The organism is Posidoniimonas polymericola, from assembly GCF_007859935.1.
Taxonomy (GTDB): domain Bacteria; phylum Planctomycetota; class Planctomycetia; order Pirellulales; family Lacipirellulaceae; genus Posidoniimonas; species Posidoniimonas polymericola.
This window is the reverse complement of record NZ_SJPO01000008.1, coordinates 62323-87341: the sequence shown is the minus strand read 5'-3', so window position 1 is coordinate 87341 and position 25019 is coordinate 62323. Positions and strand designations below refer to the sequence as shown.

Sequence of the window (25019 nt, the reverse complement as noted above, 5' to 3'; positions counted from 1 at the left end):
GATGGGGGCGACCGAGGCAGACCATGACCAGCATCCGCTACACCGGCGAAGAACTCTGGAACCGAATCGAGCGTTCCGTGGAGAAGGTAAAGGACCGACTGCAGCGGGTGGCGACGGCGCTCAACGCCGCCGGCATCCCCTACGCGGTCGTCGGCGGCAACGCGGTGCAGATCTGGGTTGCCCAGGTCGATGAGTCCGCCGTCCGCAACACGCGTGATGTCGACATTATCCTGAACCGCGACGACCTCGAATCAGCCAAGGCGGCCCTCGCGGCGGCCGGTTTCCTCTACCGGCAGTCGGCGAGCCTCGGCGGCGGCCGCGTCGAGATGTTCCTCGACGGCCCCGACGCCAAGGCCCGTGACGCGGTGCACGTAGTCTTTGCCGGCGAGAAGGTTCGCGAGGACTACGCGGCGCCGGTCCCGCTGATCGATGTGTGCGAGATCGATAAGGACGTGCGGACCCTGCCGCTGGAAGCGCTGGTAAAAATGAAGCTCACGAGCAATCGGCGCAAGGACCAAGTACACCTGCTCGATATGATCCACGTTGGGCTGATCGACGAGTCCTGGCCTGAGCGTTATGAAGCCGAACTCAGCCATCGCCTGCAGGCGCTGCTGGACGATCCGGACGGTTAGCAATCGCGTAAAGCGCCGCCACCTCACGAAAGGCCGCCAGGACGCCCTCGATCTGCTCGTGGCCTTCACTCGTTGCGGCGGCGATGAACGAGTTGTTCTTTTCGAAGCCTCGCACTTCCACCCCTGGATCGCCCTCGATTGCCACCGCCACCGCCGCGACAAGATCGGGCAGCGCCAGCGGCCCCGGCGCTCCATTCTCGTTGGCGGCAACGAGGTCGGCGGCGTAGTAGGACTTCACGACCACAGCCTCCGGCGGGGCCTCGTTCTGCCAGCGACCCATACGGTAGCCGCCGAAGAACAACGCCGCGCAGGTCAGCAACCAGAGGGCGGTCGACACGCCTAGCTGCCATCGCCGCCGCGGTCCGTCCATGGGAGCCCTTCGAGAGTGACGCCGGTTGCGTAACGCCTATCGCTGTCGGTAACTCGCTATCCCAACACCCCCCGCGAATCCAACAGCTCCACCACCTTCGCAGCGCACTCCTCGATGCTGAGCTCGTGGGTTGGCAGCACGACGTCGGGGTTGGCGGGGGCCTCGTACTCGGCGGTGACGCCGGGGAAGTTCGGGAGCTCGCCGGCGTCGGCCTTGGCGTACACGCCCTGTTCGTCCTGCTCGCGGCACCACTCGACCGGGGCCGAGCAGTGGGCGACGATGAAGCGTTCGGCGCCGACCGCCTCGGCCGCCTTCTGGCGGACCGCCTCGTGCGGGGCGACGAACGCCGCGATCGTGATCAGGCCGGCGTTGTTCAGCGTCTTGGCGACTTCACTCGCGCGGCGGAGGTTCTCGCTCCGTTCCTCGGCCGTGAAGCCGAGGTCACGCGACAGGCCCCGACGCATGTTCTGGCCGTCGATCACGGCGACCGCCCTGCCCTGGTCGAACAGGAGCCGTTCGATGGCGTTGGCGATCGGCGTCTTGCCGCTGGCCGGCAGGCCGGTCAGCAGCACGGTCACCGGGTGCTGGCCGTAGCGGGCGGCCCGCTCGTCGGGGGTCACCGCGCTGATGCGGGCCTCGAGGCCCTCGGCCGCCTCGGTGTCCCACGAGTCGCTCGGCTCGTCGGCCTTGCGGTCGAGGATCATGCCGGCGCCGACCGTGACGTTTGTCACCTGGTCGATGAGGATGAAGGCGCCGGTCCCCTTGTTCCGCTTGTAGCTGTCCAGCGCGATCGGGGCGTTCAGACGCACCTCGGCGCGGCCGATCTCGTTCAGTTCGAGGGTCGGCGTCGGGCTGCGGTGCAGGGTGTTGACGTCGATCTTGTAGCGGAGCGTGCTGACCCGGCCCGGCGTCAGCTTGGCGCCGTGCTTGATGAAGTACTCCTTGCCCGGCGTCATGGCGGACTCGTCCATCCAGACGATCGTGGCGTCAAACTTGTCGGCCACGGTCGGCACGTTGTCGGGCCGCACGATCATGTCGCCGCGGCTGATATCGATCTCGTCCTCGGTGGTGAGGGTGATCGCCAGCGGCGCGAACGCCTCGTCGAGCTCGCCCTCGTACGTGACGATCGACTTCACGCGGGTCCGCTTCTTGGACGGCAGCGCGAGGATCTCGTCGCCCTTCTTCACCCGGCCCGACGCGATCGTTCCGCAGAAGCCGCGGAAGTCGAGGTTCGGGCGGTTGACGTACTGCACCGGCAGGCGGAAGTCGATCAGGTTCCGGTCCGAGGCGATGTGCACGTTCTCCAGGTGGTGCATCAGGGTCGAGCCCTCGTACCATGGCAAGTTCGGGCTGTGCGTCACGAGGTTGTCGCCCATCAGCGCGCTGATCGGGATGAAGTGCTGGTCCGGCATATCGAGCCGCGTGGCGAACTCGCGGTAGTCGCGCTTGATCTCCTCGAAGCGTTCCTCCGACCATTCGACCAGGTCCATCTTGTTGACCGCGATCAAGACGTGCTTGATGCCCAGCAGCGACACAATGAACGAGTGCCGCCGGGTCTGCGTCATGACCCCGTGCCGGGCGTCGATCAGGATGATCGCCAGGTCGCAGGTGCTGGCGCCGGTCGCCATGTTGCGGGTGTACTGCTCGTGGCCCGGGCAGTCGGCGATGATGAACTTCCGCTTGGCGGTGGAGAAGTACCGGTACGCGACGTCGATCGTGATGCCCTGCTCACGCTCGGCCTTTAGGCCGTCCATCAAGAGCGCGACGTCGATCTCGCCGCCGGTGGTGCCGTACTTCTCGGAGTCCTTCTGCACGGCCGCCAGCTGGTCCTCGTAGACCATCTTCGACTCGTACAGCAGCTTGCCGATGAGCGTGCTCTTCCCGTCGTCGACCGAGCCGCACGTCAGGAACCGGAGCAGCTCCTTGTTCTCGTGCTGCTCGAGGTAGGCGTCGATGTCGGTGGCGATCAGGTCGGATTGGTGAGACATGTTCTAGACGGTTGCGGTTGAGGCGGGTTGGCCTGCGTGGTTGTATTTAGCGTCGCGATTTCATCGCGAGTGAACCGGCGAGGATCAGCAAGAGGAACGACGAAGGCTCCGGCGCCGTGCTCGCGACGGCGGTGGGCGCCGCGGATACCGCGTCGCGCCATACGGTGTAGTCGGCGGCGTTGACCGTGCCGTCGGCGTTGGCGTCGGCGGAGCCGGCTGGGGCGCCGTACTGGTTCTGCCAGGCGGCGTAGTCGGCGGCGTCGATTGAGCCGTTGCCGTCGAAGTCGCCCGGCTCGGGATCAGCGGGCGTTGGGATTACAACAATGCCCTTGGGCGAGAAGAACGTCCCCTCGGCGACCAGCGACCGCGTCCCGGTAACGCCGTCAAAGCGGAACACGCCGTCGGTCGACGTCATCAGCACATCGCCATCGGCCTCGACCGCCAGGGCGATTGGGAAGGTTGGCAGGTCGGTCGAGAACAACCCAGTGGCGCCGGTGTCCGGGTCGATCCGCAGGAGCTGGTTGTCGATGTTCAGCACAATCAGGTCGCCCGAGGGCTGCACCGTAAGCAGCGACGGCGAGTCGAGGTCGGGCGTTGGGACGGAGGAGCGTCCGATTGAGGTCGACGACAACTCCCACAGGTCATTGAAGAACTCGGTGAAGAATACCCGTCCATCCTGCCCCTGGGCGATGCCGGCCGGCCCGAACAGGTTCCCCCTGCTGACCTCGGTGGTCTGCCCATTGGCCGGGTTGAGGCGGCTGATGCTGTCGTCCTCTGAGATCAGTAGCGACCCCGAGGGCTCGACCACCAGGCCGTCGATGAATTGCAGTCCCGCCGAGGGGACCAGCGAGGTCGCGTTGGATGCCCAGTCGACCCGGCTGACCTCGTCCGTGTCTGAGGCGAAGTAGATCGTGCCCGCCGGGTCGACCGCTAGGTAGTCCGACGAGCTCTTCACAAACGGCAGCTCGGTCACTTGGTGAGTCACCGGGTCGATCTTGTGCCACCCGTCGAAGAACTCGGTGATGATGATGTCGCCGGGCGAGAGCGTCACGCCCAGCAAAGTTTGCCCGCCGAGCATCACCAACGTGGCAGCAAGGATGTGCGAAAGGATCTTCATTAAAACATCAGTGGTGGAATCGTAGAGATATTTGACGGGCGACGACGCTGAGCAAGGCAGGGAATCGACGAAAGGATGGTTAGCACGATGGTGCGAGGTTCCGGGATGCCAGAATGGCTGACGCCGCCGCTCACCGCGTCGCGCCAGATGGTGTAGTCGGCGGCGTCAACGTAGTAATCGCTGTTAACATCTGCCGCGTTCGCAGTGGTTCCGAACGTGCCGCTCCCGCGAGACAGGCGCCATCCATATTGTGACGTCCAGGCAGCGTAGTCTTTAGCATCAACGCTTCCGTCACCGTTGATGTCTGCTGGAATCGGCGTCTGAGGGTCCACGTAGTCGCCAGGTACCGCCGCAATTGCAAAGTGTGTCGACGTCGGCCAGTCCCCTGGCCAAACAAGGTTTCCATCATCGTCTAGGTAGTAATACTGGGAAGAGATTAGTATCCATAGCTTGTCGTCAGGACCAACCGCCATGTCAGTCACCAATCCATAGTACTCGAGGTAGGCAAAGACGACGCTCTGTTCGCCAGTCGCTGGGTCAGCGAGCACAATGTCTCTCGCGTTCCGTTCCAGCGTGTAGAACTTCCCATCGGATCGCGTCTCGACCCACGCGCCGTAGGACACGCCAGGAGGCGTGGCCTCAAGCACCAGTTCGGGCGTCAGCGAATCAAGTCCCAGTCGGAAGACCCCCTGCCTGCCGAGTGAAACAGAGCCATCGGATCCCTCAAGCTGCTCGTAGCCCTCGACAAGCAGATCGCCATTGTCGGCTCTTGCCACTCCGAATGACGTCATCAGGCCGACGTCCAACTCTGTCGTCGAGTTTGACAGAAACTCCCATGTGAACAGCTTGCCCGAATCAGAGATTAGCAGCGTCTCGTCATCAAGCAGAGCAAAGCCGTCCACATAGTCCACGACACCGGGGACGACACCTGAAAGTGACTTTCCACTCGTAGGGTTAATACGTGTGATCAACCCATTCGGCTGCCCGATAAAGATGGAACCGCTGGACGCGATCTCCATCCCTTGCACCCGCCGGTAAGTAAACGGCAGGGCAGCTTCATCCGATTCTCCTGTGACGGAACTTACAACGCTCCATCCTCCGCGTTGCGCAACCAAGAAGTCGCCAGGCGAGAGCGTCACGCCAAACGCAGCGCGGCAAACAAGCAGCAGAATGGCGGCTGTCAGGCAGATGCGAGGCATGGGATCGGAAGGTTATTCGTCAGGGTGGAGAAGCACACGCGAGGAGCGTCGTGCGTTAGAAGTACCCTTCCTTCTTCTTCTCCTCCATCGAGCCCGCCTGGTCGTGGTCGATGACGCGGCCCTGCCGTTCGCTGGTGGTGGTGAGCAGCATCTCCTGGATGATCTCCGGCAGCGTGGTCGCCTGGCTCTCGACGGCGCCGGTCAGCGGGTAGCAGCCGAGCGTGCGGAAGCGGACCATCTTCTCGACCACCTGGTCGCCCTCTTCGATGGGCATGCGGTCGTCGTTCACGTAGATCAGCGTGCCGTCCTTCTCGACCACCGGACGCTTCGCGGCGAAGTACAGGTCGGGGATCGGGATCTGCTCGAGGTGGATGTACTGCCAGACGTCCAGCTCGGTCCAGTTGGAGAGCGGGAACACCCGGATGCTCTCCCCCTTCTTCACGCGGCCGTTGTACAGGTTCCACAGCTCGGGCCGCTGGTTCTTGGGGTCCCAGGCGTGGTTCTTGTCCCGGAAGCTGTAGACGCGTTCCTTGGCCCGCGACTTCTCCTCGTCGCGGCGGGCGCCGCCGAACGCGGCGTCGAACTTGTGCTTGTCGAGCGCTTGCTTCAGCGCGACCGTCTTCATGATCCGGGTGTGCACGTCCGACCCGTGGGTGAACGGCCCCACGCCGTCCCGCACACCCTCCTCGTTGATGTGGACGATCAGTTCCCAGCCCAGCTCGTTGCGGACGTAGTTGTCGCGGTACTCGATCATCTCCTTGAACTTCCACGTCGTGTCGACGTGCATCAAGGGGAACGGCGGCTTGCCGGGAGCAAACGCCTTCTCGGCGAGCCGGACCATGCAGGCCGAGTCCTTGCCAACCGAGTACAGCATGACCGGGTTGTCGAACTCGGCCGCCACCTCGCGGATGATGTGGATGCTCTCGGCTTCGAGCTGCTTAAGATGCGTGAGATTGTAGGACGACATGCGACGCGCGGGTGGGAGGTCGGTGAGCATGCAGGCGGGGCGGGGAACTGGTCGGCCAGGCCCCCGCTGCCCCCGTGGACGATCGAACCTCCTATCATCGCTGGCAGGGCGGACGACGTCTACCCGCGTTCGGCCTGGCGGTCCTCGGCCTGGTTCTGCCGCAGGATCAGCCAGACGGACCCCACCAGGCCGAGCCCAACCCCCAGCATCTGCAGGATCATGGCGGCCATGAGCGAACCTCCGCGGGCCTGCTTCAGCTCTTCATAAAGGGCGTCGTAACGCGTCTGGACGTCCTGCCGTTGCGGGTCGTCGGGGGCTACCTCGTTCTGGTCGAACTCGACGAGCTGGTCTGCCGCTTCGCGGAGCTCGGCCTCCTGCTCCAGGGTCCAGCCCGCATCGGTCTTGGGGAGCCGCTGGACGACGCTCGAGCCGGCGATCACGACGAGCCCCAGCACAATGCACGCGATTGGGGCGAAGTAGGGGTGTCGCATGCTGGGGGCGGCTCTTTCGGGTTCAGGCGTAGGCGTGCTAGCGTGCGGGGTCGGCGGCGCGGAGGATCCAAGCGCCAGCGGCCGCACAGACGACCCCGGCCACCGAGAGGACCTTACCCCACAGCCCTCGAGCCGCTCGGGCATTGGCGAGCTGCTGGTGCATGGTCTCAAACCGAGCCTTGGCGTCTTCGAGGCTGATCGCTTCGGTGTGGTCGCCGTGGTCGTGGGATCCAGCGGAGCCGTGGATAGACGCCTCGTGCGCCGCGGCGTAGGCCTGCTCGTACTGCTCTGCCTGGGCGTCCGACCAGAAGGCCGTGTCGGGGACGATCACCTTCCACAGCAGGCCAATTACCACCGCCGCCACGCCAACCACCACCAGAACGTAGGCGGCGATAGGATGTCGAGAAGGGTTTGCCGAATCTGCCATAGAACGCGAGGCGATCGAACCTTAGCGGGCCGCGCGCCGATCGGGAGGGGGGTTAATTGCCGGTGGAAATAACTTCGCCGTCGGCCACGGAAATCATGTAGTGCATGGCGAGCTCGTTGATGTTGTTGGCGAGGAACTCAACCCGGCCGTCGAGGAACGCGCCGTTGACCCCGCCCGGGTGCATGCTCCGAGGCGCGGCGGAAATGTAGCCGTGGTAGGCCGTGTTGCACGGCATCCCCTCGAGCTGCGCCGCGGCCATGTTGGGGCACTCGTACAACACGTCGGGCTGTGCGCCGTTGGGCGACTGCGTCAGCCCGAGCGAGTTCGGGTTCGGCGTGTAGTCAACCGAGAGGGGCGTCGACTCTTTGGTGCCGCTGTCGCCGTAGTACAGCGGGTGCAGGTCCATCGCCAGCAGCGAAGCGCCCGCCCAGCCGAGCATCCACGCGCCGCGCTGGTCGAGCTGGTTGTCGCGGGTGCGGATCTCGGCGAGCATCAGCGTCTGGCTTGCGCCGTCGAGCACCTTCCGCAACGACATCCCGTACAACGCGATCGGGCCCGAGCGGAAGTAGCTGTCGGCGTGGAAGGGGTTGCTGTACGCCGCGTAGTTCGACTTGCCAAACAGCACCGTTTGGTCGCTCCGCCGGCCGGGTATCACGTACTCGAACGTGCGGCCGACGGCCGCGTCGCTCGGGCAGAGCAGCGTCTGAGGCTGAGCCGCCAGCACCGCCGCGTCGGACCGCGACACATGCTGCGAGAAGTCGAGTTGGTCGTGCAGGCCGCTCTCTTCGATGTACGGCAGCAGATCGCACAACCAGCTGTGGTTCGGGCCCGACTTGAGGTCGACGCGCCAATCGCTGTAGCTGAAGTAGACAGCGGTCTCGGGCGGCGCGTAGTGCCCCGCGGCGGGCAGCTTACGCCGCGAGTCTTCGTAGTTGAGCGTCGCCAGACCAAGCTGCTTGAGGTTGTTGGCGCACTGCAGGCGCCGCGCCGACTCACGCGCCGACTGCACCGCCGGCAGCAGCAGCGAGATCAGCACGCCGATGATGGCGATCACCACCAGCAGCTCAACCAGCGTGAAGGCGTCTCGTCGTCGCATCGCCAAATGGTGTGTCAGTAGAGGAGAAATTACAGAATGCGGCCGTGCTCAACGGATTCACGAACCAGCAAAACGATGGTCTGAGGAAGGGCCAGCGGGCGGTGGGCGATCGCGGCCGATCCCCAATGCTGTAAGTATAGGCGAAGACTCGGGTTGGTCCCACAGTTTAGTCGCCCCGACCAGAAGCATCGCGAACCGAGCCCCCTGCCGCCGCCCCCCGCAAGCTGATAACCTCTTAGCTTGGAAAACTTTGCTCCGTCGCAGGATATTACGACTATGCGCAGTCGATGGCGTGCTACCCTCGGGCTGATTCTGTTGACCTCGGTGGTGGCCATTCAGCCGGCAACCGCCCAGGACAACCTCCCCTCCGGCCGCCCGGCCGCCGGCCAGCCTACGTTCGAGCAGAACGTGAGCTATGTGATCGGCTTGTACATGGGCCGCGACCTGATGCAGAAGCAGGTTCCGGTCGATCCCAAGTCGCTCATCGCCGGCATCCAGGACGCCCTCTCGAAGGCCAAGCCGCGGATGACCGACGAGCAGGCACGGGACGTGATGACCCAATTCGAACAACTCATGAACGAAAAGGCCCAGGCCCAAATGGCTAACGAAGCAACCCAGAACAAAGAAGAAGGCGCCGCTTTTCTCACCGAGAATGGCAAGAAGGATGGCGTGAAGACCACCGACAGCGGCCTCCAGTACCGCGTCCTGGAAGAGGGCGAGGGAGCCTCGCCCACGGCCAGCAGCACCGTGAGCTGCCACTACGAGGGGACGCTGATCGACGGCACCGTCTTTGACAGCTCCTACAAGCGTGGCGAACCGGCGCAGTTCCCGGTGAACGGCGTCATCAGCGGCTGGACCGAGATGCTCCAGATGATGAAGGAAGGCGGCAAGGTCGAAGTCTTTATCCCCAGCAACCTAGCCTACGGCGACCGCGGCGCTCCCCCAGTTATCGGCCCGGGAGCAACCCTGGTCTTCAAGATCGAGCTGCTGAAGGTCTTGAACTAGGTCTCGTCAGTCCCCCCGCGGCTGAGGGCCCCACCGGCGGCTGAGGCGCTAGCCGATTGCAGTCTTGCGGGTCTCTGCCGGATCCCCAAGGCTGTCGGCACCCGCCAGCCTGTCACTCCAAACGCACCGCGCACGGCGCCGTGGCCCACCAGCCGCGGCGCCGTCGTTCGTTAGTAGCGGGTGCCGTTGAATTGGTGGGCACGCGGGCTCAGGGGCTCGCAGTCACGGCCGAAACAGCTCTTCGTTACCACTCCGGCTGGCTCAAAGCAGGTCCTCCCAAGCGGCAATTCGGGAAGCCGTTCGAGAGCTCGTCCTCCAAAACGCCACCCACGTCTAGTGGAACCGCTGAGCCGGAAAATCCGGAAATTAACGGCAAAAATGGCGCCGAATCGATAGCCGTTCGCCACCCTCTCCATTGGTACGTGGCGTAGGCTCGAGCTCAGGCGGCAAATTTATCGCGAATTGCCCAGCTACCCACTTTTACAACTAGGTGGATCGATTACGATTAGGGGGCGTGCGAAAAGCGGGTAACCGTGCGGCATGGGGCAGATTCAAGCACTCATTCAATTACTCACTCCCCCTTTTTCGCCCAACAAGCGTCTTCCCACCTGGTGAGAGCGCTACCAATTCCTTTTTTTGTTCGATGGAGGACACCCGTGATGAAACGTGCGACCCTAGCGTTGCTCCCAGCATTCGCCCTGCTGGTTGCGACCACTCAAGCCTGGGCTGGCTGCGGCTGTGGTTCGGCTAGCGCCGACTGCGGTTGCGCCGCTGCTGCTAGCAGCGATTGTGGCGGCGGTTGCGGCGAAGCCGCTAGCGGCTGCGGTGGCGGCTGTGGCGCGACGACCAAAACGACCTACGTGCCGAGCTACGAGACCGTGATGAAGACGGTCACCTCGACCGAGTACGTCAAGGAGCAGCGTGAGCGCACCTACACCGTGTACAAGAAGGTCCCTCGCACCGAGGAGCGCACTTCGACCTACACCGTCATGGAGCCTCAGCAGGAAACCAAGACGGTTGAGTACACCGTCATGACCCAGGTGCCCGAGACCAAGACCCAAGACTACACGGTCATGGTTCCGACCACCGAGGAAAAGGAAGTCACGTACACCGTGATGGTTCCTTCTTACGAGGAGAAGACCTCGACCTACACGGTCATGGTTCCGACCACCGAAGAGAAGGAAGTTTCTTACACCGTGATGACCCCCTCGTGGGAAGAGAAGACCTCGACCTACACGGTCATGGTCCCGACCACCGAGCAGAAGGAAGTCACCTACTCGGTCAAGGTTCCGCAGTACAGCGAAAAGGAAGTCACCTACACGGTCCAGGTTCCTGTCTCGGAAGAGAAGACCGGCACCCGCACCGTGACCAAGCGCGTCCCGGTCACCACGATGAAGACCGTCACCGTCAACAGCGGCCACTGGGAAACCCAGATGGTTGAGGTTGGCTGCGGTGGTTCGTCGGCCGGTTCGGCTTGTGGTGGCGGCTGCGGTTCGAGCTGCGGCGGTTGCGACAGCGGCTGTGGCTGCGAGAGCAGCTGCGGTGGCTGCGGCTGCGGCACCCGTACCGTGTGCAAGCGCGTCTGGGTTGGCGGCTGCGAGACCAAAGAGGTCCCCTGCACCACCTACGAGTGCGTGAACGAAGAGGTGCCCTACACCTACACCGTGTGCAACATGGTTTCGGAAGAGCGGACTAAGACCGTCAAGGTGTGCAACTACGTTGACGAAGAGCGCACCAAGACCGTCTCGGTCACCAAGTGTGTTCCCGAAGAGCGCACCAAGACCTACAAGGTCTGCAAGATGGTCCCCGAGACCAAGACCAAGACCGTTACGGTCAACAAGTGCGTTCCCGAAGAGCGCACCAAGACCTACAAGGTCTGCAAGATGGTCCCCGAGACCAAGACCAAGACGGTCACCGTCACCAAGTGTGTTCCCGAGACCCGTACTCGTGAGTACACCGTGATGAAGTGCGTCCCCGAGACCAAGACCAAGGAAGTCACCGTCACCAAGTGCGTGCCGGTTCAGAAGACCAAGACCTACAACGTCACGGTCTACGACACGGTCCCCGAAGAGAAGACCCAGACCTACACGGTCTGCGTCCCTCAGACGGTCACCAAGGAAGTCCCGGTTCAGGTCTGCCGTATGGTTGCCCAGACCGTTGAGGTCCCGAGCAGCGACTGCGGTTGCTCCGCTCCGGCCGCTTCGGACTGCGGCTGCTCGGCTCCCGCTTCGGACTGTGGCTGCAACTGATCCCTGCCTGACAGCAGAGCTAGCAAACCGCTAGTTGATTGAAACCCACGCGGGCCGGAACCCTTGTTCCGGCCCGCTTTTTTTGTGCGGTTGCCGAATCCTCCCCGCCTGCTTCTGACAACCGCCTTGAGCGAAGCGGTCATTCTTTGCTACAAGCCCGCCACCATTGCACCCCACTGCTGCACGTTCAGAAGCCAAGATGCTACGACGACTCCTGTCACCCCTGATGCTCGCGTGCTGCCTGCTGGCCGCCGTTACAACAGCGGGGCAAGAGATCCGGCGGCTGCCGACGCCGCCCGAGCTGCTCCCCGCTACGGCCGCCGCCGACGCGACGCCCATCGCGGCCGCGGAAGATGCCCACAGCGCGGCCCCACCCGCGGAGCCGGCGCAGGCATCCCCCGCTCCTGAAGCCCCTGCGGCAGAGGCGCCTGCCGAGACGCCGCCGGCGGCCGCCCCCGCCGCGGCCGACCTGCCCGCCGACCCCCACATCGCGGACCTCATTCCCAACTCCTCAGACGACGCCCTAGTCACCCCGGTCGCCCACTGGTACCAACCGTCGTACTGGTTTGGCCCCGCCCCGTGGGACACCGGCGTCGAGTTCGGCCTGAACGGCTCCAGCGGTTCGGGCGACTCGCTGAGCACCCGCTCCGGCGGCTACCTCAAACGCAAGACCGCCACCGGCAAGCTCGACACCAAGCTGTTCCACAACCGCACGAAGAGCGAGGGCCGCGAGACGCAGAACAACGCCCGGCTCGACCTCCGCTACGACTGGTTGCTGGGAGACACGCCGTGGTCGCTCTACGGCATGAACCAGACCTTCTACGACCGCTACCAGGCGTTTGACCTCAACGTCAACCTGAACGCGGGTCTCGGCTACCAGGTGTTCGACGCCGACTTCGTCAAGTTCGGCACCAGTTTCGGCGCCGGCGCCACGCGGAAGTTCGGCGGCAAGGTCGACGAGTGGGAGCCGGAAGCCCAGATGGGCATGGCCTGGGAGCAACGGGTGACTGACAGCCAGCGGTTCATTGCCAAGCTCGACTACTTTCCCAAGTGGGCAGACTTCAACAATTACCGGATGGTGTCGGACCTGAGCTGGGAGATCGACCTCGACAAGCCGTCGAATGTCAGCCTCAAGCTCTCGCTGGCGGACCGCTTCGACAGCAACTCCGACGGCGTCAATCCGCACAACACCAACTACTCGGTGCTGCTGCTCTGGAAAAAGTAGCCGCGGGTGGCCGCCGCCGCCCCGATTGGCTAGCATAGACGGGCCCCATCTTCCCCTTCGAGCCGGCCCCCGATGCCCGACCTGAACGCCGAGCCCGTGCGGACCCCGACGCCCGACCCGCGACTCGCCCAGCTGCAGCAGGTGATCTACGCCGAGATCCCGATCTGCCAGAAGCTGGGAGTGGTGGTCGAGGGAATGCAAGACGGCGCGCTGATCATGTCGTGCCCGCTGGAGCTCAACCACAACCACCAGGCGACCGCGTTTGCCGGCAGCCTGAACGCGTTGTGCACGATCGCAGGCTGGAGCGTGACGCACCTCGAGGCGCAGCGCCTGGACGATCAGGCAGTGATCGTGATCCGCCGCAGCAGCATCAAGTACCACCGGCCGGTCGACTCGCCCAGCATTGTCGCCCGCTGCCTGCTGCCGACAGAAGAGCAGCGGGCCTACTTCGCCGAGATGCTGGCCGAGAAGGGCCAGGCGAAGCTCGACCTGGTCGTCGAGATCGACCACGGGGTCGCCGAAGACCGCGCGCGGGTCGTGTTCACCGGCTCGTACGTGGCGACCGCCCCCGAGACCGCCTAGGGCCGTCTAGCTTAGCTCCGGCAGCGGCCAGACTTGCGCAGCCCGTGACCCAGCAGGTCAGCCGCGCGCTCCCTTTCTGCCCGGCTATGGCCTCGTCGCCGCAGGGCTGCCATTTTGGCGCCGCGAGTGGCCGCCCCACTGCTGGTCGCCCAGGCTCGGAAACGCCATTTTGGCAGCCCCCCCTCTCTGCCGCGTTCGGTGGGTACACCGTAAACTACTGTGAATTCACCACTTGCAAACACACATGCAGTTTGGCGCCGGTCTTGCTTCTCTAGGGTTCGTGGCTGCGATAAGTCAGCTCAATACCAACTCTTTCTTCTAATACGCAGGAGTGAACCATGCAGAACGCGACCCACAAGAATCGCTTGTCGGAAGTCTTCCCCGGCTCGCTCGCCGAGGTCGACACGCTCTTTAACCAGTTCTTTGGCCAGGGGCCAGCCAACCGCGGGATGGCGGCTTGGCGGGCGCCGGCCTCGCTGTGGGAAGAGAACGACCGGTACTTCATCGAGGTCGACGCCCCCGGCGTTGGCCGCGAGTTGGCCGACGTGACGTTCGACAAGGGCGTGCTTTCGATCACGCTCGAGCGACCCACCAGCGAGCGGAAGTACCACCACAACGAACGCGGTTTCGGCAAGGTGACCCGCACCATCACGCTGCCGGACACGGTCGACCCCGAGTCGATCGAGGCCCAACTGGTAGACGGCGTGCTGAAGGTGTCGATCGCCAAGACGCCCGAGTCTCAGCCGCGGAAGATTGAGCTGAAGTAGTCTGTCACCGACAGGCTGCCTCCATCATTGGGGCGGCGGCGCAACGGGCGTCGCCGCCCTTTTTTTGTGCGCTGGTCGCCGGTCGCTCCTGGACGACAGCAGCGGCGCCGACTAGCCTTCGTCGCCCTCAGAACCAACGCCCTGGACGGGGCCGAACCCGACGTCCTGGACTTCTTCGAGCATGCCGCCGTCGTCCGTTTGGTTCTCGCCCACCGAGTAGACCAGCCACCCCGCGTCGGTCTTCTTCACCACCAGTGGCTGGCCCGTGAAGGGGTCGATTTTCGACGTGGCCGGCAGGTCGATGTCGTCGAGACTCGGGGCGTCGTCGCCGGACTGCTGGAGCGCATTGAGCACGCGGAGCGAGCGGATGAACGCGGTATCGCGATTGGCAGCCTTGATGGTGGCCTCGACGGAAGGAGCCAGCAAGTCGGCAAACACGCCCTTGCCGGTCGGCACGGCCAGCTTGCCACCCGCCTGGAACTCCTGCTTGACTTCGTGGTAGGGCGCGTCAGCCAGCGGAATGATCTCGAGGTAGAACTCGATCGGCCTCAGGAAGACCCGCTTGATAGGCCATCCCAGGAAGCTGCCGATCACCGGCGGGGCGCTCCTCCAGCCTTGCTCGATACACGCACTGATGCCGAACGCCCGTTCTGTGCGGAACACCTGCTCGAGGCGGACGTCCTGCTCCAGCGCCTCCAGGACGCGGTCGACCTTGGCGTGCGTCGCCGCGTCGGCAGGGCCCGCCAGCAGCGACTGGTGCAGGTCGTGCAGGGCGATGGTCCGCATCGCGACCGTCACCAGAAAGCTGACGGTGGTTGGCTCTTGCCCGCAGAGCGCCGACAGCTTGATCAGCGACAGGCTCCAATCAATGGCCGCTTCCTGGTTCCCGTCTGCCAACAGGGTTTGGACCCGCCAGTCGACGAACCGGGCGATCGTGCGAAGGTGCTGCAGACGCGCTAGCTGCGCCTCGGTGAATGCATTGAACGCGAGGGAAAAATCGGCAGTCGACGCATACTGGGGAGCGGCCGATGCGGCTTCAATCTGCCGCTCCAGGTCCGCGTAGCGGTCGAGGATCGCCCGCATCGCCTCGGCCTGCTTGTCGTCGGGCATCTCGCCAGGCTGCAGATTGTCGAGCTGCTTGCCCAGCTCGGTCTCGTAGAAGGCGCCGTAGTCTTTGCTGAAGTCGGTCAGCCAGGGCCTGATCGCATCGATCTGCACAGCGGCGTTCTCTGCAGCCGGGATCGGCGGGGGGGCGAGCTCCGCGATCGAGGCGGGGTCACCCTGGGCGCGGACGTCGGCCACCAGCCGCTCGAACCGTGACTCGACGCTCCACGCCAGGCCCGCGTTGATCAGCAGCAGCACGCCTAGGAGGATGCCCAAGCCAATCGCCCATCGCTTGAGCGTCCGTTTAGTCGGTAGGAACCTCATGCGTCTATCCCTTTCGATCCTTGGCGAGCGCCTCGGCGATGGCCGCGTCGAGGTCCCCCAGTTGTTCCGCCGTTAGTATGCGACCATTGAAGGCCGAGATCTGATTCGCCACCTGCCGAGCGGTCTCGACGTCGGTCGCCCGCGCCACGGCCACGGCCGTCTGCACCAGCGACCTCTCGGACGCCGCCGGGCCGGTGGCGGCAAAGTCCCTGTCGCCACGCAGCAACAGCGAGGAGTTGAGCGCCAGCCCGGCGACCAGCAGCGTGGCCGCCGTCCTGCCCAGCCACCGGTCCCACCGCGCCGCCCGAAGCTCGCGGCGGACGTCGCGCAGCACCGTGTCGCGGAGTTCGCCGGGCGCGTCTGCCGACGTGCGCGAGTTCAGTCGCCGCTCAACTGCCGTTAAGGGATCGTTCATTGTGTGCCTCACCGGTACTGCTTTTCGAGCCAGCCGCGGAGCGATTCGACCGCCCGGCGATACCGCGTGGCGGCGGTGCCGACCGGCTGGCCAGTCGCCTCGGCTACTTCTTCGAAAGTGAGCCCAGCGAAAAGTTTCAATTCAACAACCTCGCGACTCGCGGGGTCCAAACGGGCCAGCAACGCGGCGGCCGCGTCGGCGTCGTCAACGCCATCCCGCCAGCGGGAGTCAACCGCGTCCAGCGCCTCGTCAAGCGGCTGGTGGCGGTGGCTTGCCTGACGTGCGCTATGTCGGGACAGCTCGTTGCGGAGGATCTGGAACAAGTAGGCGACAGGGCTCTCGACCGCACGCAGCCGGCGGCGACTCTTCACTAGCCTCAGGAACGCACTCTGCACCACATCCGCCGCCAGATCGGGCGACTCGGTGCGAGCACTAGCGAAAGCGAACAGGCGATCGGCGCAGGCGTCGTAGAGCTCGGCGAACGCCCGCTCCTCGCCGCTGGCCAGTCGCTCTGATAGTGTTTGCACGCTCCCCCCTCTGCGGCCGATCAAAACCTCACTCTATTAGACCCGCGTGCTGGGCCTACTTATTCAAGTTCCTCCCCAGATTTGCCGAGGGATCGCTGATCGCAGAGCGGGCTCTTCGTGGAACAAGACAGTCCGTGCGACAAACCCGCAGCGATGGAAGAGACCGAATCAACCGCCCAAACGCTTGAGGCCGCCCCGCTCTCAAACCGCCGGGGCGGCCAGCGCGCGGGACAGCGCCATCCCGGCGACCGTGGCCAGCAGGCCGAGCACCAGGTTCGCGGCGACGTTGATCGCGGCCAGCAGCCACGCGCGTTCCTCGAGGAACACGATGGTCTGGAAGCTGAAGGTCGAGAAGGTGGTCAGCGCGCCGAGGTAACCGACTGTCACGGCCGGGTGGGCCAGCATCTTCAGGCGGCCGTCACCGGCTAGGCCGTTGTGCACCAGCGCGCCCAACACGAAGCAGCCGGCGACGTTCACTAGTAGCGTCGCGTAGGCGAACCGCGTCCCCACCAGCGCGAGCGCCACGCCGTGTCGGCACAGCGCCCCGAGGGCGCCGCCTATCGCTATGGCAAGTAGTTGGGTCATCCCGAGTTCTTCGCAGCGGTTACCGAATGCGCAGGCGCCACCCCAAGGGGCGCCCGGCGCTCTCTGGGTAATCCATCGGCTCGACCCCTTCGGTTTCCATAACTCAATTTAACTACTCAGCCTATTCTGCCGATCCTGTCAAGGAACGCAGGATAGGACTGCGCCCTCTGCCTCGCCAGGTTTAGCGGGGAGGGGGCGCGCCGCAACACGGATCGTTGCAATGGTACTGAAACGGATTGAGCTGGCGCCCATCGCGCTGTACACCCTCGCCGCCGGAGCCCTGACGCTGAGTTGGGTTGCTGTGCAGCTGCGTGTGGATAGGGACCCGCCGCGCCACCGGTACGCCGCGAGAACCGCCCTCGCGGACGCGTCGGATTCGACCCCACGGGCGATTGCTCAGGCCGCGCCGCGTGAATCGCGGCCGGAGCCCTCGTACCGCCCTGCCCTGACGGCGCTGCAACCGCCGACCCTGAACTTCGTCGAGTCGACCCGCGGCCCGGTCGTCAGCCCGGTGCTGGGACTGCCGCCTCTCGAGCCGCTGTTCGCCTTGGCCCCGGCGCGTCCCGAGTGGCGGGCCGGCGACGCGAGCCAGCCGTGGCGGCTGCTGGGCGCCAACACGCTGGAGTGGGTCCGCCGCGGGGGCCAGGCCCTCGGGCGGCTGCAGGATCAGGCCGCCCGGCGGATCGACCTCCGCCCGGTCGTTGAACGCCTGGTCGAGCTGCAGCCCGCGCCGGAACCGAAGCTGATCCGCTCGCCGGCCGGCCTGTCGGGCCCAATCGTTGTCGGCCCGGGCGACCGCCTGGCAATGGCGAGCGACGCCGCCCGCCGGACTCGTCCGAGCCTGACGATCCGTCAGCGGGATGCGCTCGATGGGTTGATCAACGAGATGCAGCTCGACGCCGACCAGCCCAACCCCGACAGCGTCCTGCGGGCGCAGCTCGTGGCGTTGCTCGACCTCGGCGAGACCGAGGTCTGGGCCGCCGAAGCCCTGCGGCTGCTCGACCTGCTCACCAACCCGGACAACCTGTCGGCGGCCGAGCGGCAGACGGCCTCCGACGAGTTCGCCGCGCACGCCGAGCAGGGGCTCGAGGCTTCGGAGTCGCTCGCCTTGCCGCGGGCGCAGGTCGAACTCCGCCAGGCCGCGTACGCGGTGCTGCGGCGGGCCCGCCTGTGGCAGGTCGCCGCGGGGCTCGAGCAGCGTGACGCGCTCGTTGCCGTGAGCGACACCGAACGCACCAACCGTGCGCTGCGGCAGCGGCTGCAGAGCTTCGCGGCGCAGGTGAAGGGCGACCAGCAGGGCAACGGCTGGCTGCGGTACCTCAAGCTGGTGCAGCTGGACAACGCGTTGCAGACCGCCGGGGACGACCAGGGCCGCGCGCGCCGCGACGTCGCGAAGGAGATCTTGGCGCGGCTCGCCGCCGCCAGCCTGGACGACGCGCAGCGGTCGTTCGCCACGACCGGCGTCGTGGCCGCGTTGACGGACGAGCTGCACGTGGCGGCCGCCGACCCGGTCGACGTGCCTAATTTGATCAGCGACCTCGAGCTGTACGAGGTCCGTCCCAACCCGGCCCTCGCCGAGCGGATCGCACTGCGGGGCCGGCTGCTGCGGCGGTCGGCCACCGAAGGGCACCAGCAGCTGGCCGGCGAGATCGAACGCAACTACCGCAACGCCAACCTGCGGATCGCGGTCGCCGCCGACCTGCTGCGGCGGCTGCTGCCGCAGCCCACGCCGGAGGCCCAGACCGTGTCCGAGCGGATCGCCGGCACGCCGGTCCGCGGCGAGGCCCTCACCAACACCAACCTGAACCTCCGACTGACGCCCGACCCGTACGCGTGGCGGATCACGCTCGAGGCCCGCGGCTCGGTCACCGCCCGCACGGTGGCCGATGGCGGCCCGGCGATGCTGCAGACCCACGGCGACACCGAGTTCGTCGCGCACAAGCCGCTGGTCGTGCACCACGGCGGCGTCCGGGCCTACGCCGCCGACTGCCGCGCGGACAGCCACTCGCACCTGGTCGGCATCCGCACCGACTTCGACCGGGTGCCGCTGATCTCCGACATCATCCGCTCGCGGGCGCAGGAGGAGTTCCTGCGGAACCAGGGCCGCGCCCAGTGGGAGACCGAGAGCCGTGTCGGTTCCCGGGTAACCAGCACGCTGGACCAGCAGGCCGACGAGTTCGTCGCCAGGCTGAAGCAGCGTTACGAGCAGACCGTGCTGACCCGCGCCGGGTCGCTGGGGCTGAAGGTCGAACCGATCGAGGTCCGCACCACCGACCAGCGGCTGATCGCGCGGCTCCGCTTCGCCAGCGACCTGCAGCTCGGCTCGCACACTCCGCGCAACCGGGCGCCGGCCGACAGCCTGCTCAGCCTGCAGCTGCACGAGTCGCTGCTCAACAACGCGCTGGACGGACTCGAGCTGAACCACGGGCCGATCTCGCCGGAGGAGCTGCGGGCGTTGGTTCAGCAGCGTCTCGCAATCGACCTCCCGCCGGCCGACGCCGACGACCACGGGCGGAGCGTGCTGATCAACCTGGCGACCGACCAGCCGCCCCGGGTGTCGCTGGCCGACGGCCGCGTCGAGCTGCTGTTGTCGTTCACTGAGCTGCAGGTCGACGCGTCGCGGTTTGGCGACTTCGTCGTGCACGCGTACTTCCTGCCCCGCGCGACGATCGACGGGCTGCGGCTCGAGCAGGTCGACCCGGTGCAGATCGAGGGCCGGATGCGTTCGGCCCGCCGGGCGCAGCTGCACGCGGTGTTCGGCAAGATCATGCCGCCGGGCCGGACCATCACGCTCGCCACCTCGACGCCGGAGCAGCGGCAGACCATGGCCGGGCTGATGGTGACCCAGTTGATTGTCGACGACGGCTGGCTCGGGCTGGCGCTCGGCCCGGAGGAGCCCGCACGGACCGCCCTGCGGGTGCGCTACGTGCGGTAGCATGGATTGCGTTCTACAACAACGGCGCGACCAGCCGCGCGAGGCTCTCGACCAGGTGGGTCGCCGGCGGTCGGCTTTCGAGCTCGTCCAGCGTGAGGCGCTGCGAGCTCTCGACGTACTCTAGCTGCAGGCCGCGGAGCGACTGGGTGAACTGGTCGTCGTAGACCCCGAGCGAAAGCTCGAAGTTGAGGTGCAGACTGCGGGGGTCGAGGTTCAACGACCCGAACAACGACCACTCGCCGTCCACGGTGACGCTCTTGGTGTGCAGCAGGCCGCCGGAGAACTTCATCACGCGGACGCCGGCCTCGATCAGCTCGGCGTAGAACGCGTTGCTGGCGAACGCGACCAGCTTCGAGTCGACATGCTTCGGCGCCACCAGGGTCACGCTGACGCCGCGCATCGCCGCGCTAACAATCGCCATCTGCAGCGGCTCGTCCGGCACAAAGTACGGCGTGGTGAGGATCACCTCCTCACGCGCGGAGTAGACCGCCATCACCAGCGCCCGCTCCATCGCGTTGAGCGCGTAGGCGGGCCCCGACGGGACCGCCTGGACGACCGTTTCGCCCGCGGCCGGCAGCGGGTAGGGGCCGCTGTGCTGCTTGAGGTCCTCGATCCGCTCGCCGACCTCGACGCTCCAATCGGCCAGAAACGTGATGGCGAGCGCCTTGACCGGCGGCCCCTCGATGCGGGCCATCGCGTCGACCCACTGGCCGACGCCCGAGCTCTGCTTGAAGCACCGCGGGTCCACCAGGTTCATGCTGCCGGTGTAAGCGACGCGGCCATCGACCACGACGTTCTTGCGGTGCAGCCGCAGGTCGAAGCGGACGAACAGCAGCCGGAAGATGCCGCCCGGCAGAGCGGCGTGCACCTGCACGCCCGCCTCACGCAGCCGCCGGGCGAGCGGGCCGCGGAGGAACGTGCGACTGCCGAGCGCATCGAGCAGCAGCCGGCAGTCGACTCCGCGGCCGGCGGCTTCCAGCAGCGCGTCGACCACGTCGTCGGCGCGGCCGCCGGGGTGCCAGATATAGAACTCCATAAAGACGCTCTTTTCGGCGACGCGGATGTCTTCCAGGATCGCGTCGAAAGCAACTTGCCACGACGGCAGCAGCTTCATCTTGCCGCCCGACAGCGGCGGGAAGCCGAGCGAACGCTCGGCCAGCTCGGCGAACGGCTGCCCGGGGTGCCCCGGCTCGAGCTTCACCCGCGTGTCGTCGAGCTCCTTGAGCCACATCACGACCGGCCGGAAGAGTTGCTTGAAGCGTTGGGCCCGACGCGAGCCGAGCCGCAGCTCGCCGAGCACCAGGTACAGCAACGGGCCGGCAACCGGGAAGCCGTCGACCACCAGGATCCACGCTAGCGACACCCCAACCGGAAGCCTCCGCATAATGACCCGCGCCGAGATCCCCAGTTGCAGCAGCACGTGGGCGATGACAAACAAGCCGTAGTAGCTGGTCATTGCGTGGTAGGCGTTGTTTAGCAGCTCAGGCATCGACGGCGTCCGGGGGTGCGAATTCGAAGTCGACGATCAGCGGGAGGTGGTCCGACGCGCGGCGGGCGACGCCAATGCGTCCGGCGAAGGCCCCCGTGGCGTGCAGGCCGCCGCGGTAGAACACGCGGTCGAGCGCCCGCAGCGGCGCCGCCGCGGGGAAGGTGCGGATCGACTTCTCGGCGGCGTTGTAGCCGGCCGGGAACATCACGGCCCGGCCGAGGTCGTTGTAGACGTCGTTGAAGTCGCCGGCGACAACCACCGGGGTCCGCGGCGAGAGCGAGCCGAGGAAGTCGCAGGCGTTGAGTCGCGCGAGCTGCCGCTTCCGCTCGTAGCCCGCCAGCCCGAGGTGGACGTTCACCACCCCGATGGTGTGCTGGCGCCCGTCGAGGTGAATCACGCAGCGGGCCATCAGCGCCTGGCGGCGTTTCTTAAGGGGCTGGGTGAGGTCGAGGTCGCACGGCCCTTCGAGCGGCCAGCGGCTGAAGATGGCGTTGCCGTAGTGCCCCTGCTTGACGCGCACGTTGCGTTGGTAGCAGCGGTGCTCGAAGCCGCAGCGGTCGGCCAGCATCTCGGCCTGCTGGTGGAACTGCGAGCGTTTGACCCCCTCGTCCACTTCCTGCAGCAGCACCAGGTCTGCGGCGTAGTGCTCGATCACCTCCTGGGTCCGCTCGGGCCGGTAGCGGCGGTCGACGCCGCCGATGCCCTTGTGGATGTTGTAGGTGAGCAGGCGGAAGGACATCGAGTCGCCTTGGAGGCAGCAGAGCGGGGAGCCCTCGATTCTCGCTCGTCCCGCCGGCGCCAGCAACCGCCCGGGGCCCGCTAGCCGACCGTCAGGGCCGCGGCCGTCTGGTAGGTCGCCAGCGCCGCCACGTAGGCCAGCACGCTCATGTACCCCAGCTGCAGCGCGGCCCATTTCCAGCTGCCGGTCTCGCGGGCGGTGATCGCCTGGGTCGGCAGACACTGCATGGCCAGCACGTAGAACACCAGCAGGCTCAGACAGGTCGCCGTAGTGAAGACCGGCGAACCGTCGGCCCGGTGGGAACGCCGCATCGCGCCGATCAACGAGTCGCCGTCCTCCGGCTCATCGCCCAGGCCGTACAGCACCGACAGGGTCGAAACAATCACTTCGCGGGCGGCGAACGAGCTGACCACCCCGACGCTCATCTTCCAGTCGAAGCCGAGCGGCGCGAACACCGGCTGCACGGTCCTGCCGAGCCAGCCGGCCGCCGAGTGCTCGAGCTGCGCCTGCTGGAGGGCCAGCTCGGCCGCGTCGGCGTCGAGGGTGACGATGCGTTGCTGCTCGACCGCGGGCAGGTCCGTCAGCCCGGTCTTGGGGTAGGTCGCCAGGGCCCACATGCCGATGGTGATCAGCAGGATCACGGTCCCGGCGTTGCGGACAAACGACCAGCAGCGGCTCGCGGTTTGAAGCAGCGCGTCGCGGAGCGAGGGGAGCCGGTAGTTGGGGAGCTCGATCACCAGCGGGCGGGCCTCGCCCGGCAGCAGGGTCGCTTTGAAGCACCACGCCATCACAAACGCCGCGACGATGCCGAGCGAGTAGCTGGCCGCGAACAGGACCGACGCCTGCAGCGGCGAGTCGCCGAACAGCAGCGCCACTACCATCGCGTACACCGGCACGCGGGCGGAGCAGGTCATCAGCGGCAGCACGAGGATGGTCACCAGCCGGTCGCGCCGGTCCTCGATCACGCGGGTCGACATGATCGCCGGGATCGCGCACGCGTGCGCCGAAAGCATCGGTACGAACGCCTTGCCGGGCAGCCCGACACGGGACATCAGCCGGTCCATCACGAACGCGGCGCGGGCCATGTAGCCGGTCCCCTCGAGCAGCGCGAGGACGAAAAACAGGATGGCGATCTGCGGCAGGAACACCAGCACGCCGCCGACGCCGCCGATGACGCCGTCGGTGATCAGGCTGTTGAGGTCGCCCGGCGGCAGCCACTGGGCGAGCGTGCCGCCCGCCAGGGCGAACCAGCCGTCGATCAGGTCCATCGGGACCGTGGCCAGCTTGAAGATCAGCATAAAGGTGGTCAGCATCACCAGGCCGAACACCCCCAACCCAAAGACGCGATGGGTGAGGACCGAGTCGAGCGCCTCGGTGACGCGCGAGGGCGCCTCGATCCCACCGCGGAGGGCCCGGGCCCCTACGGACTCGGCCCAGTCGAACCGGTCGGCGTACGGGCAGTCGGAGCACGAGCCACACGCCTTGGCGGGATCGAAAGTCGGCGGCTCGAGCCGCCCCAGCAGCGAGTCGAGTCCGCCCCGCAGCTCGTCGAGCCCCGAGCCGGTCTTGGCCGACACCGCCACGACCGGGCAGCCGAGCTCCTCGCGGAGCGAGTCGAGTTCGATCTGCAGCCCCTGCCGATCGGCCAGGTCGCTCATGTTGAGCGCGACGATGGTCGGGATGCCAAGCCCCAGGACCTCGGCGGCCAGAAACAGGTTGCGCGACAGGTTGGTCGAATCGACCACCAGCAGCACGGCGTCGGGCACGGTCTGGTCGGGCAGCGCGCCAACCAGCGCGTCGCGGGCGACCTGCTCGTCAAGCGTCGAGGCCTCGAGCGTGTACAGTCCGGGCAGGTCGAGCAGCACGGCGCTGCGGTTCGGCAAGCGGAGGGCGCCGACCCGGTGTTCGACCGTCGTGCCAGAGAAGTTGGCGGTCCGCGCCCGCAGCCCGGTGAGCCGGTTGAACAGGCTGGTCTTGCCGGCGTTGGGGTTGCCGATCACCGCGACCGTGGAGGCGCCCGCCCGGCTGTCGACACCGGGGCCGTCGACGATGTTCAGCTGTGGAAGGTCCGGCCCGCTCATGACAACAGCCAGTCTAATCGCGTCGCGGGGAGTCGGCACGGCCCTGGCGCGACGGCCGCTTCGTTACGTTGATACCGAAGACTTGGCTAGCGGCCGGTGGCCGCTGAAGTGGGCCGCGGCAGTAGGGCTAGCAGCAGGAGTTGAGCGTGACCCGTTCCGCAATTGCGGCCGCAAGCCCCACCCGAGAGTTGAGGACCTGCACGATCAGCGGGTTCCCTGCCGAGACCACCCGCAACGTCCGGCCCGCACAGACGCCCAACGCCTTGAGCCGACCGGCGTCGGCCGGGTCGACCGAAACGCTCGCCACTCGGCCAACGTCGCCGACCCGCATCTCTGCCAGCAAACGAGACGTCACTGCAGGGGTAAGTCCTACAGCCGCAGCGATCTCCTGCGGGGCGTGCAGGGCCTGCGGAGCGTGCAGGGCAGGGGTGGTGTTGGGAAGGGCCGACATCGACAGCGAGGACTCCAACCGGGGCCGAAACATCCGAGACCGTTATGAGACTCAATCTCACAACGAGCGTAGTAACAAGAATACCGCCGGCGCGTAAGAGCGGCAAGTGGATCTTTGCCTGGATCCCGCAAATACCGCCCGACACCGGCTTTTGCCGCTCTCGGGGCGTCCCCGCACCGTACGAGGAGGGACGCCACCAGCTAAACTATGACGAAGCACCCCTGACCCCGGCCGTCCGCCGTCCCGCCCCACAA

Annotated in this window: 23 protein-coding genes; 7 read left to right on the top strand and 16 right to left on the bottom strand. The window is 66.2% G+C overall.

The features are described from left to right. The first annotated feature begins 23 nt into the window (after positions 1-23). Positions 24-632, top strand: a complete 609-nt coding sequence (locus Pla123a_RS16370; RefSeq protein ID WP_146588909.1) for a nucleotidyltransferase family protein — start codon at positions 24-26, stop codon at positions 630-632. Here Pla123a_RS16370 and Pla123a_RS16365 read toward each other — a convergent pair. From Pla123a_RS16365 to Pla123a_RS16330, 8 genes are all read right to left on the bottom strand, one after another. Beyond that, on the bottom strand, positions 589-969 hold the full coding sequence (locus tag Pla123a_RS16365; protein ID WP_146588907.1) for a hypothetical protein: 381 nt from the start codon (positions 967-969) through the stop codon (positions 589-591). The two genes, Pla123a_RS16370 and Pla123a_RS16365, sit on opposite strands and share 44 nt — an antisense overlap. Positions 970-1058: 89 nt before the next feature. Beyond that, positions 1059-2990 (bottom strand): sulfate adenylyltransferase subunit CysN, encoded by a 1932-nt coding sequence (gene cysN, locus Pla123a_RS16360; protein ID WP_146588905.1) that lies wholly within the window; start codon positions 2988-2990, stop codon positions 1059-1061. A gap of 46 nt (positions 2991-3036) precedes the next feature. Continuing rightward, a complete protein-coding gene (locus tag Pla123a_RS16355) occupies positions 3037-4107 on the bottom strand; it encodes a dockerin type I domain-containing protein (protein WP_146588903.1) in 1071 nt (356 codons plus the stop codon). After that, entirely contained in the window at positions 4107-5306 is a 1200-nt protein-coding gene (locus Pla123a_RS16350; protein WP_146588901.1) for a dockerin type I domain-containing protein, read from the bottom strand. Before Pla123a_RS16350 ends, Pla123a_RS16355 begins: the two co-directional genes overlap by 1 nt. Before the next feature lie 55 nt (positions 5307-5361). Then, positions 5362-6273 (bottom strand): sulfate adenylyltransferase subunit CysD, encoded by a 912-nt coding sequence (gene cysD, locus Pla123a_RS16345; protein WP_146588899.1) that lies wholly within the window; start codon positions 6271-6273, stop codon positions 5362-5364. Positions 6274-6392: 119 nt separating this feature from the next. Then, the gene (locus Pla123a_RS16340) at positions 6393-6764 is read right to left on the bottom strand and encodes a hypothetical protein (RefSeq protein ID WP_146588897.1); all 372 of its coding nucleotides are present in this window, start codon (positions 6762-6764) and stop codon (positions 6393-6395) included. A 37-nt stretch (positions 6765-6801) separates the two neighbouring features. Further along, entirely contained in the window at positions 6802-7191 is a 390-nt protein-coding gene (locus Pla123a_RS16335) for a hypothetical protein (protein ID WP_146588895.1), read from the bottom strand. 52 nt (positions 7192-7243) lie between these two features. Next, positions 7244-8287 (bottom strand): DUF1559 domain-containing protein, encoded by a 1044-nt coding sequence (locus Pla123a_RS16330; RefSeq protein WP_146589282.1) that lies wholly within the window; start codon positions 8285-8287, stop codon positions 7244-7246. Positions 8288-8563: 276 nt separating this feature from the next. Between Pla123a_RS16330 and Pla123a_RS16325 the strand changes: the two genes are divergently transcribed. From Pla123a_RS16325 to Pla123a_RS16305, 5 genes are all read left to right on the top strand, one after another. Further along, positions 8564-9292 (top strand): FKBP-type peptidyl-prolyl cis-trans isomerase, encoded by a 729-nt coding sequence (locus Pla123a_RS16325; RefSeq protein ID WP_146588893.1) that lies wholly within the window; start codon positions 8564-8566, stop codon positions 9290-9292. A gap of 659 nt (positions 9293-9951) precedes the next feature. After that, positions 9952-11541, top strand: coding sequence for a hypothetical protein (locus tag Pla123a_RS16320; RefSeq protein WP_146588892.1), 1590 nt, complete (start codon positions 9952-9954; stop codon positions 11539-11541). Positions 11542-11740: 199 nt separating this feature from the next. Beyond that, the gene (locus Pla123a_RS16315) at positions 11741-12766 is read left to right on the top strand and encodes a DUF481 domain-containing protein (protein ID WP_146588891.1); all 1026 of its coding nucleotides are present in this window, start codon (positions 11741-11743) and stop codon (positions 12764-12766) included. Positions 12767-12838: 72 nt separating this feature from the next. Further along, positions 12839-13348 (top strand): YiiD C-terminal domain-containing protein, encoded by a 510-nt coding sequence (locus Pla123a_RS16310; RefSeq protein WP_146588889.1) that lies wholly within the window; start codon positions 12839-12841, stop codon positions 13346-13348. A gap of 338 nt (positions 13349-13686) precedes the next feature. Continuing rightward, positions 13687-14115, top strand: coding sequence for an Hsp20/alpha crystallin family protein (locus tag Pla123a_RS16305; protein WP_146588887.1), 429 nt, complete (start codon positions 13687-13689; stop codon positions 14113-14115). Between the two features lie 111 nt (positions 14116-14226). Here Pla123a_RS16305 and Pla123a_RS16300 read toward each other — a convergent pair whose 3' ends face one another. From Pla123a_RS16300 to Pla123a_RS16285, 4 genes are all read right to left on the bottom strand, one after another. After that, positions 14227-15543 (bottom strand): hypothetical protein, encoded by a 1317-nt coding sequence (locus tag Pla123a_RS16300; RefSeq protein ID WP_146588885.1) that lies wholly within the window; start codon positions 15541-15543, stop codon positions 14227-14229. Positions 15544-15547: 4 nt separating this feature from the next. After that, positions 15548-15958 (bottom strand): hypothetical protein, encoded by a 411-nt coding sequence (locus tag Pla123a_RS16295; protein WP_146588884.1) that lies wholly within the window; start codon positions 15956-15958, stop codon positions 15548-15550. A gap of 8 nt (positions 15959-15966) precedes the next feature. Next, positions 15967-16485, bottom strand: coding sequence for an RNA polymerase sigma factor (locus Pla123a_RS16290; protein ID WP_197528044.1), 519 nt, complete (start codon positions 16483-16485; stop codon positions 15967-15969). 201 nt (positions 16486-16686) lie between these two features. Continuing rightward, complete coding sequence (locus Pla123a_RS16285) at positions 16687-17070, bottom strand: fluoride efflux transporter FluC (protein ID WP_146588879.1); 384 nt, start codon at positions 17068-17070, stop codon at positions 16687-16689. 220 nt (positions 17071-17290) lie between these two features. On the opposite strand from Pla123a_RS16285, the gene Pla123a_RS16280 reads away from it, so the two are divergent. Further along, the gene (locus Pla123a_RS16280; RefSeq protein ID WP_146588877.1) at positions 17291-20005 is read left to right on the top strand and encodes a hypothetical protein; all 2715 of its coding nucleotides are present in this window, start codon (positions 17291-17293) and stop codon (positions 20003-20005) included. Between the two features lie 13 nt (positions 20006-20018). On the opposite strand, the gene cls is transcribed toward Pla123a_RS16280, so the two are convergent. From cls to Pla123a_RS16260, 4 genes are all read right to left on the bottom strand, one after another. After that, on the bottom strand, positions 20019-21494 hold the full coding sequence (gene cls, locus Pla123a_RS16275) for a cardiolipin synthase (protein ID WP_146588875.1): 1476 nt from the start codon (positions 21492-21494) through the stop codon (positions 20019-20021). Next, the gene (locus tag Pla123a_RS16270) at positions 21487-22233 is read right to left on the bottom strand and encodes an endonuclease/exonuclease/phosphatase family protein (protein WP_197528043.1); all 747 of its coding nucleotides are present in this window, start codon (positions 22231-22233) and stop codon (positions 21487-21489) included. Before Pla123a_RS16270 ends, cls begins: the two co-directional genes overlap by 8 nt. 80 nt (positions 22234-22313) lie before the next feature. Next, positions 22314-24314, bottom strand: a complete 2001-nt coding sequence (gene feoB / locus Pla123a_RS16265; protein ID WP_146588867.1) for a ferrous iron transport protein B — start codon at positions 24312-24314, stop codon at positions 22314-22316. A 127-nt stretch (positions 24315-24441) separates the two neighbouring features. Beyond that, positions 24442-24765: a FeoA family protein gene (locus tag Pla123a_RS16260; RefSeq protein ID WP_197528042.1), complete on the bottom strand. Its 324-nt coding sequence runs from the start codon at positions 24763-24765 to the stop codon at positions 24442-24444. Positions 24766-25019 lie beyond the last annotated feature (254 nt).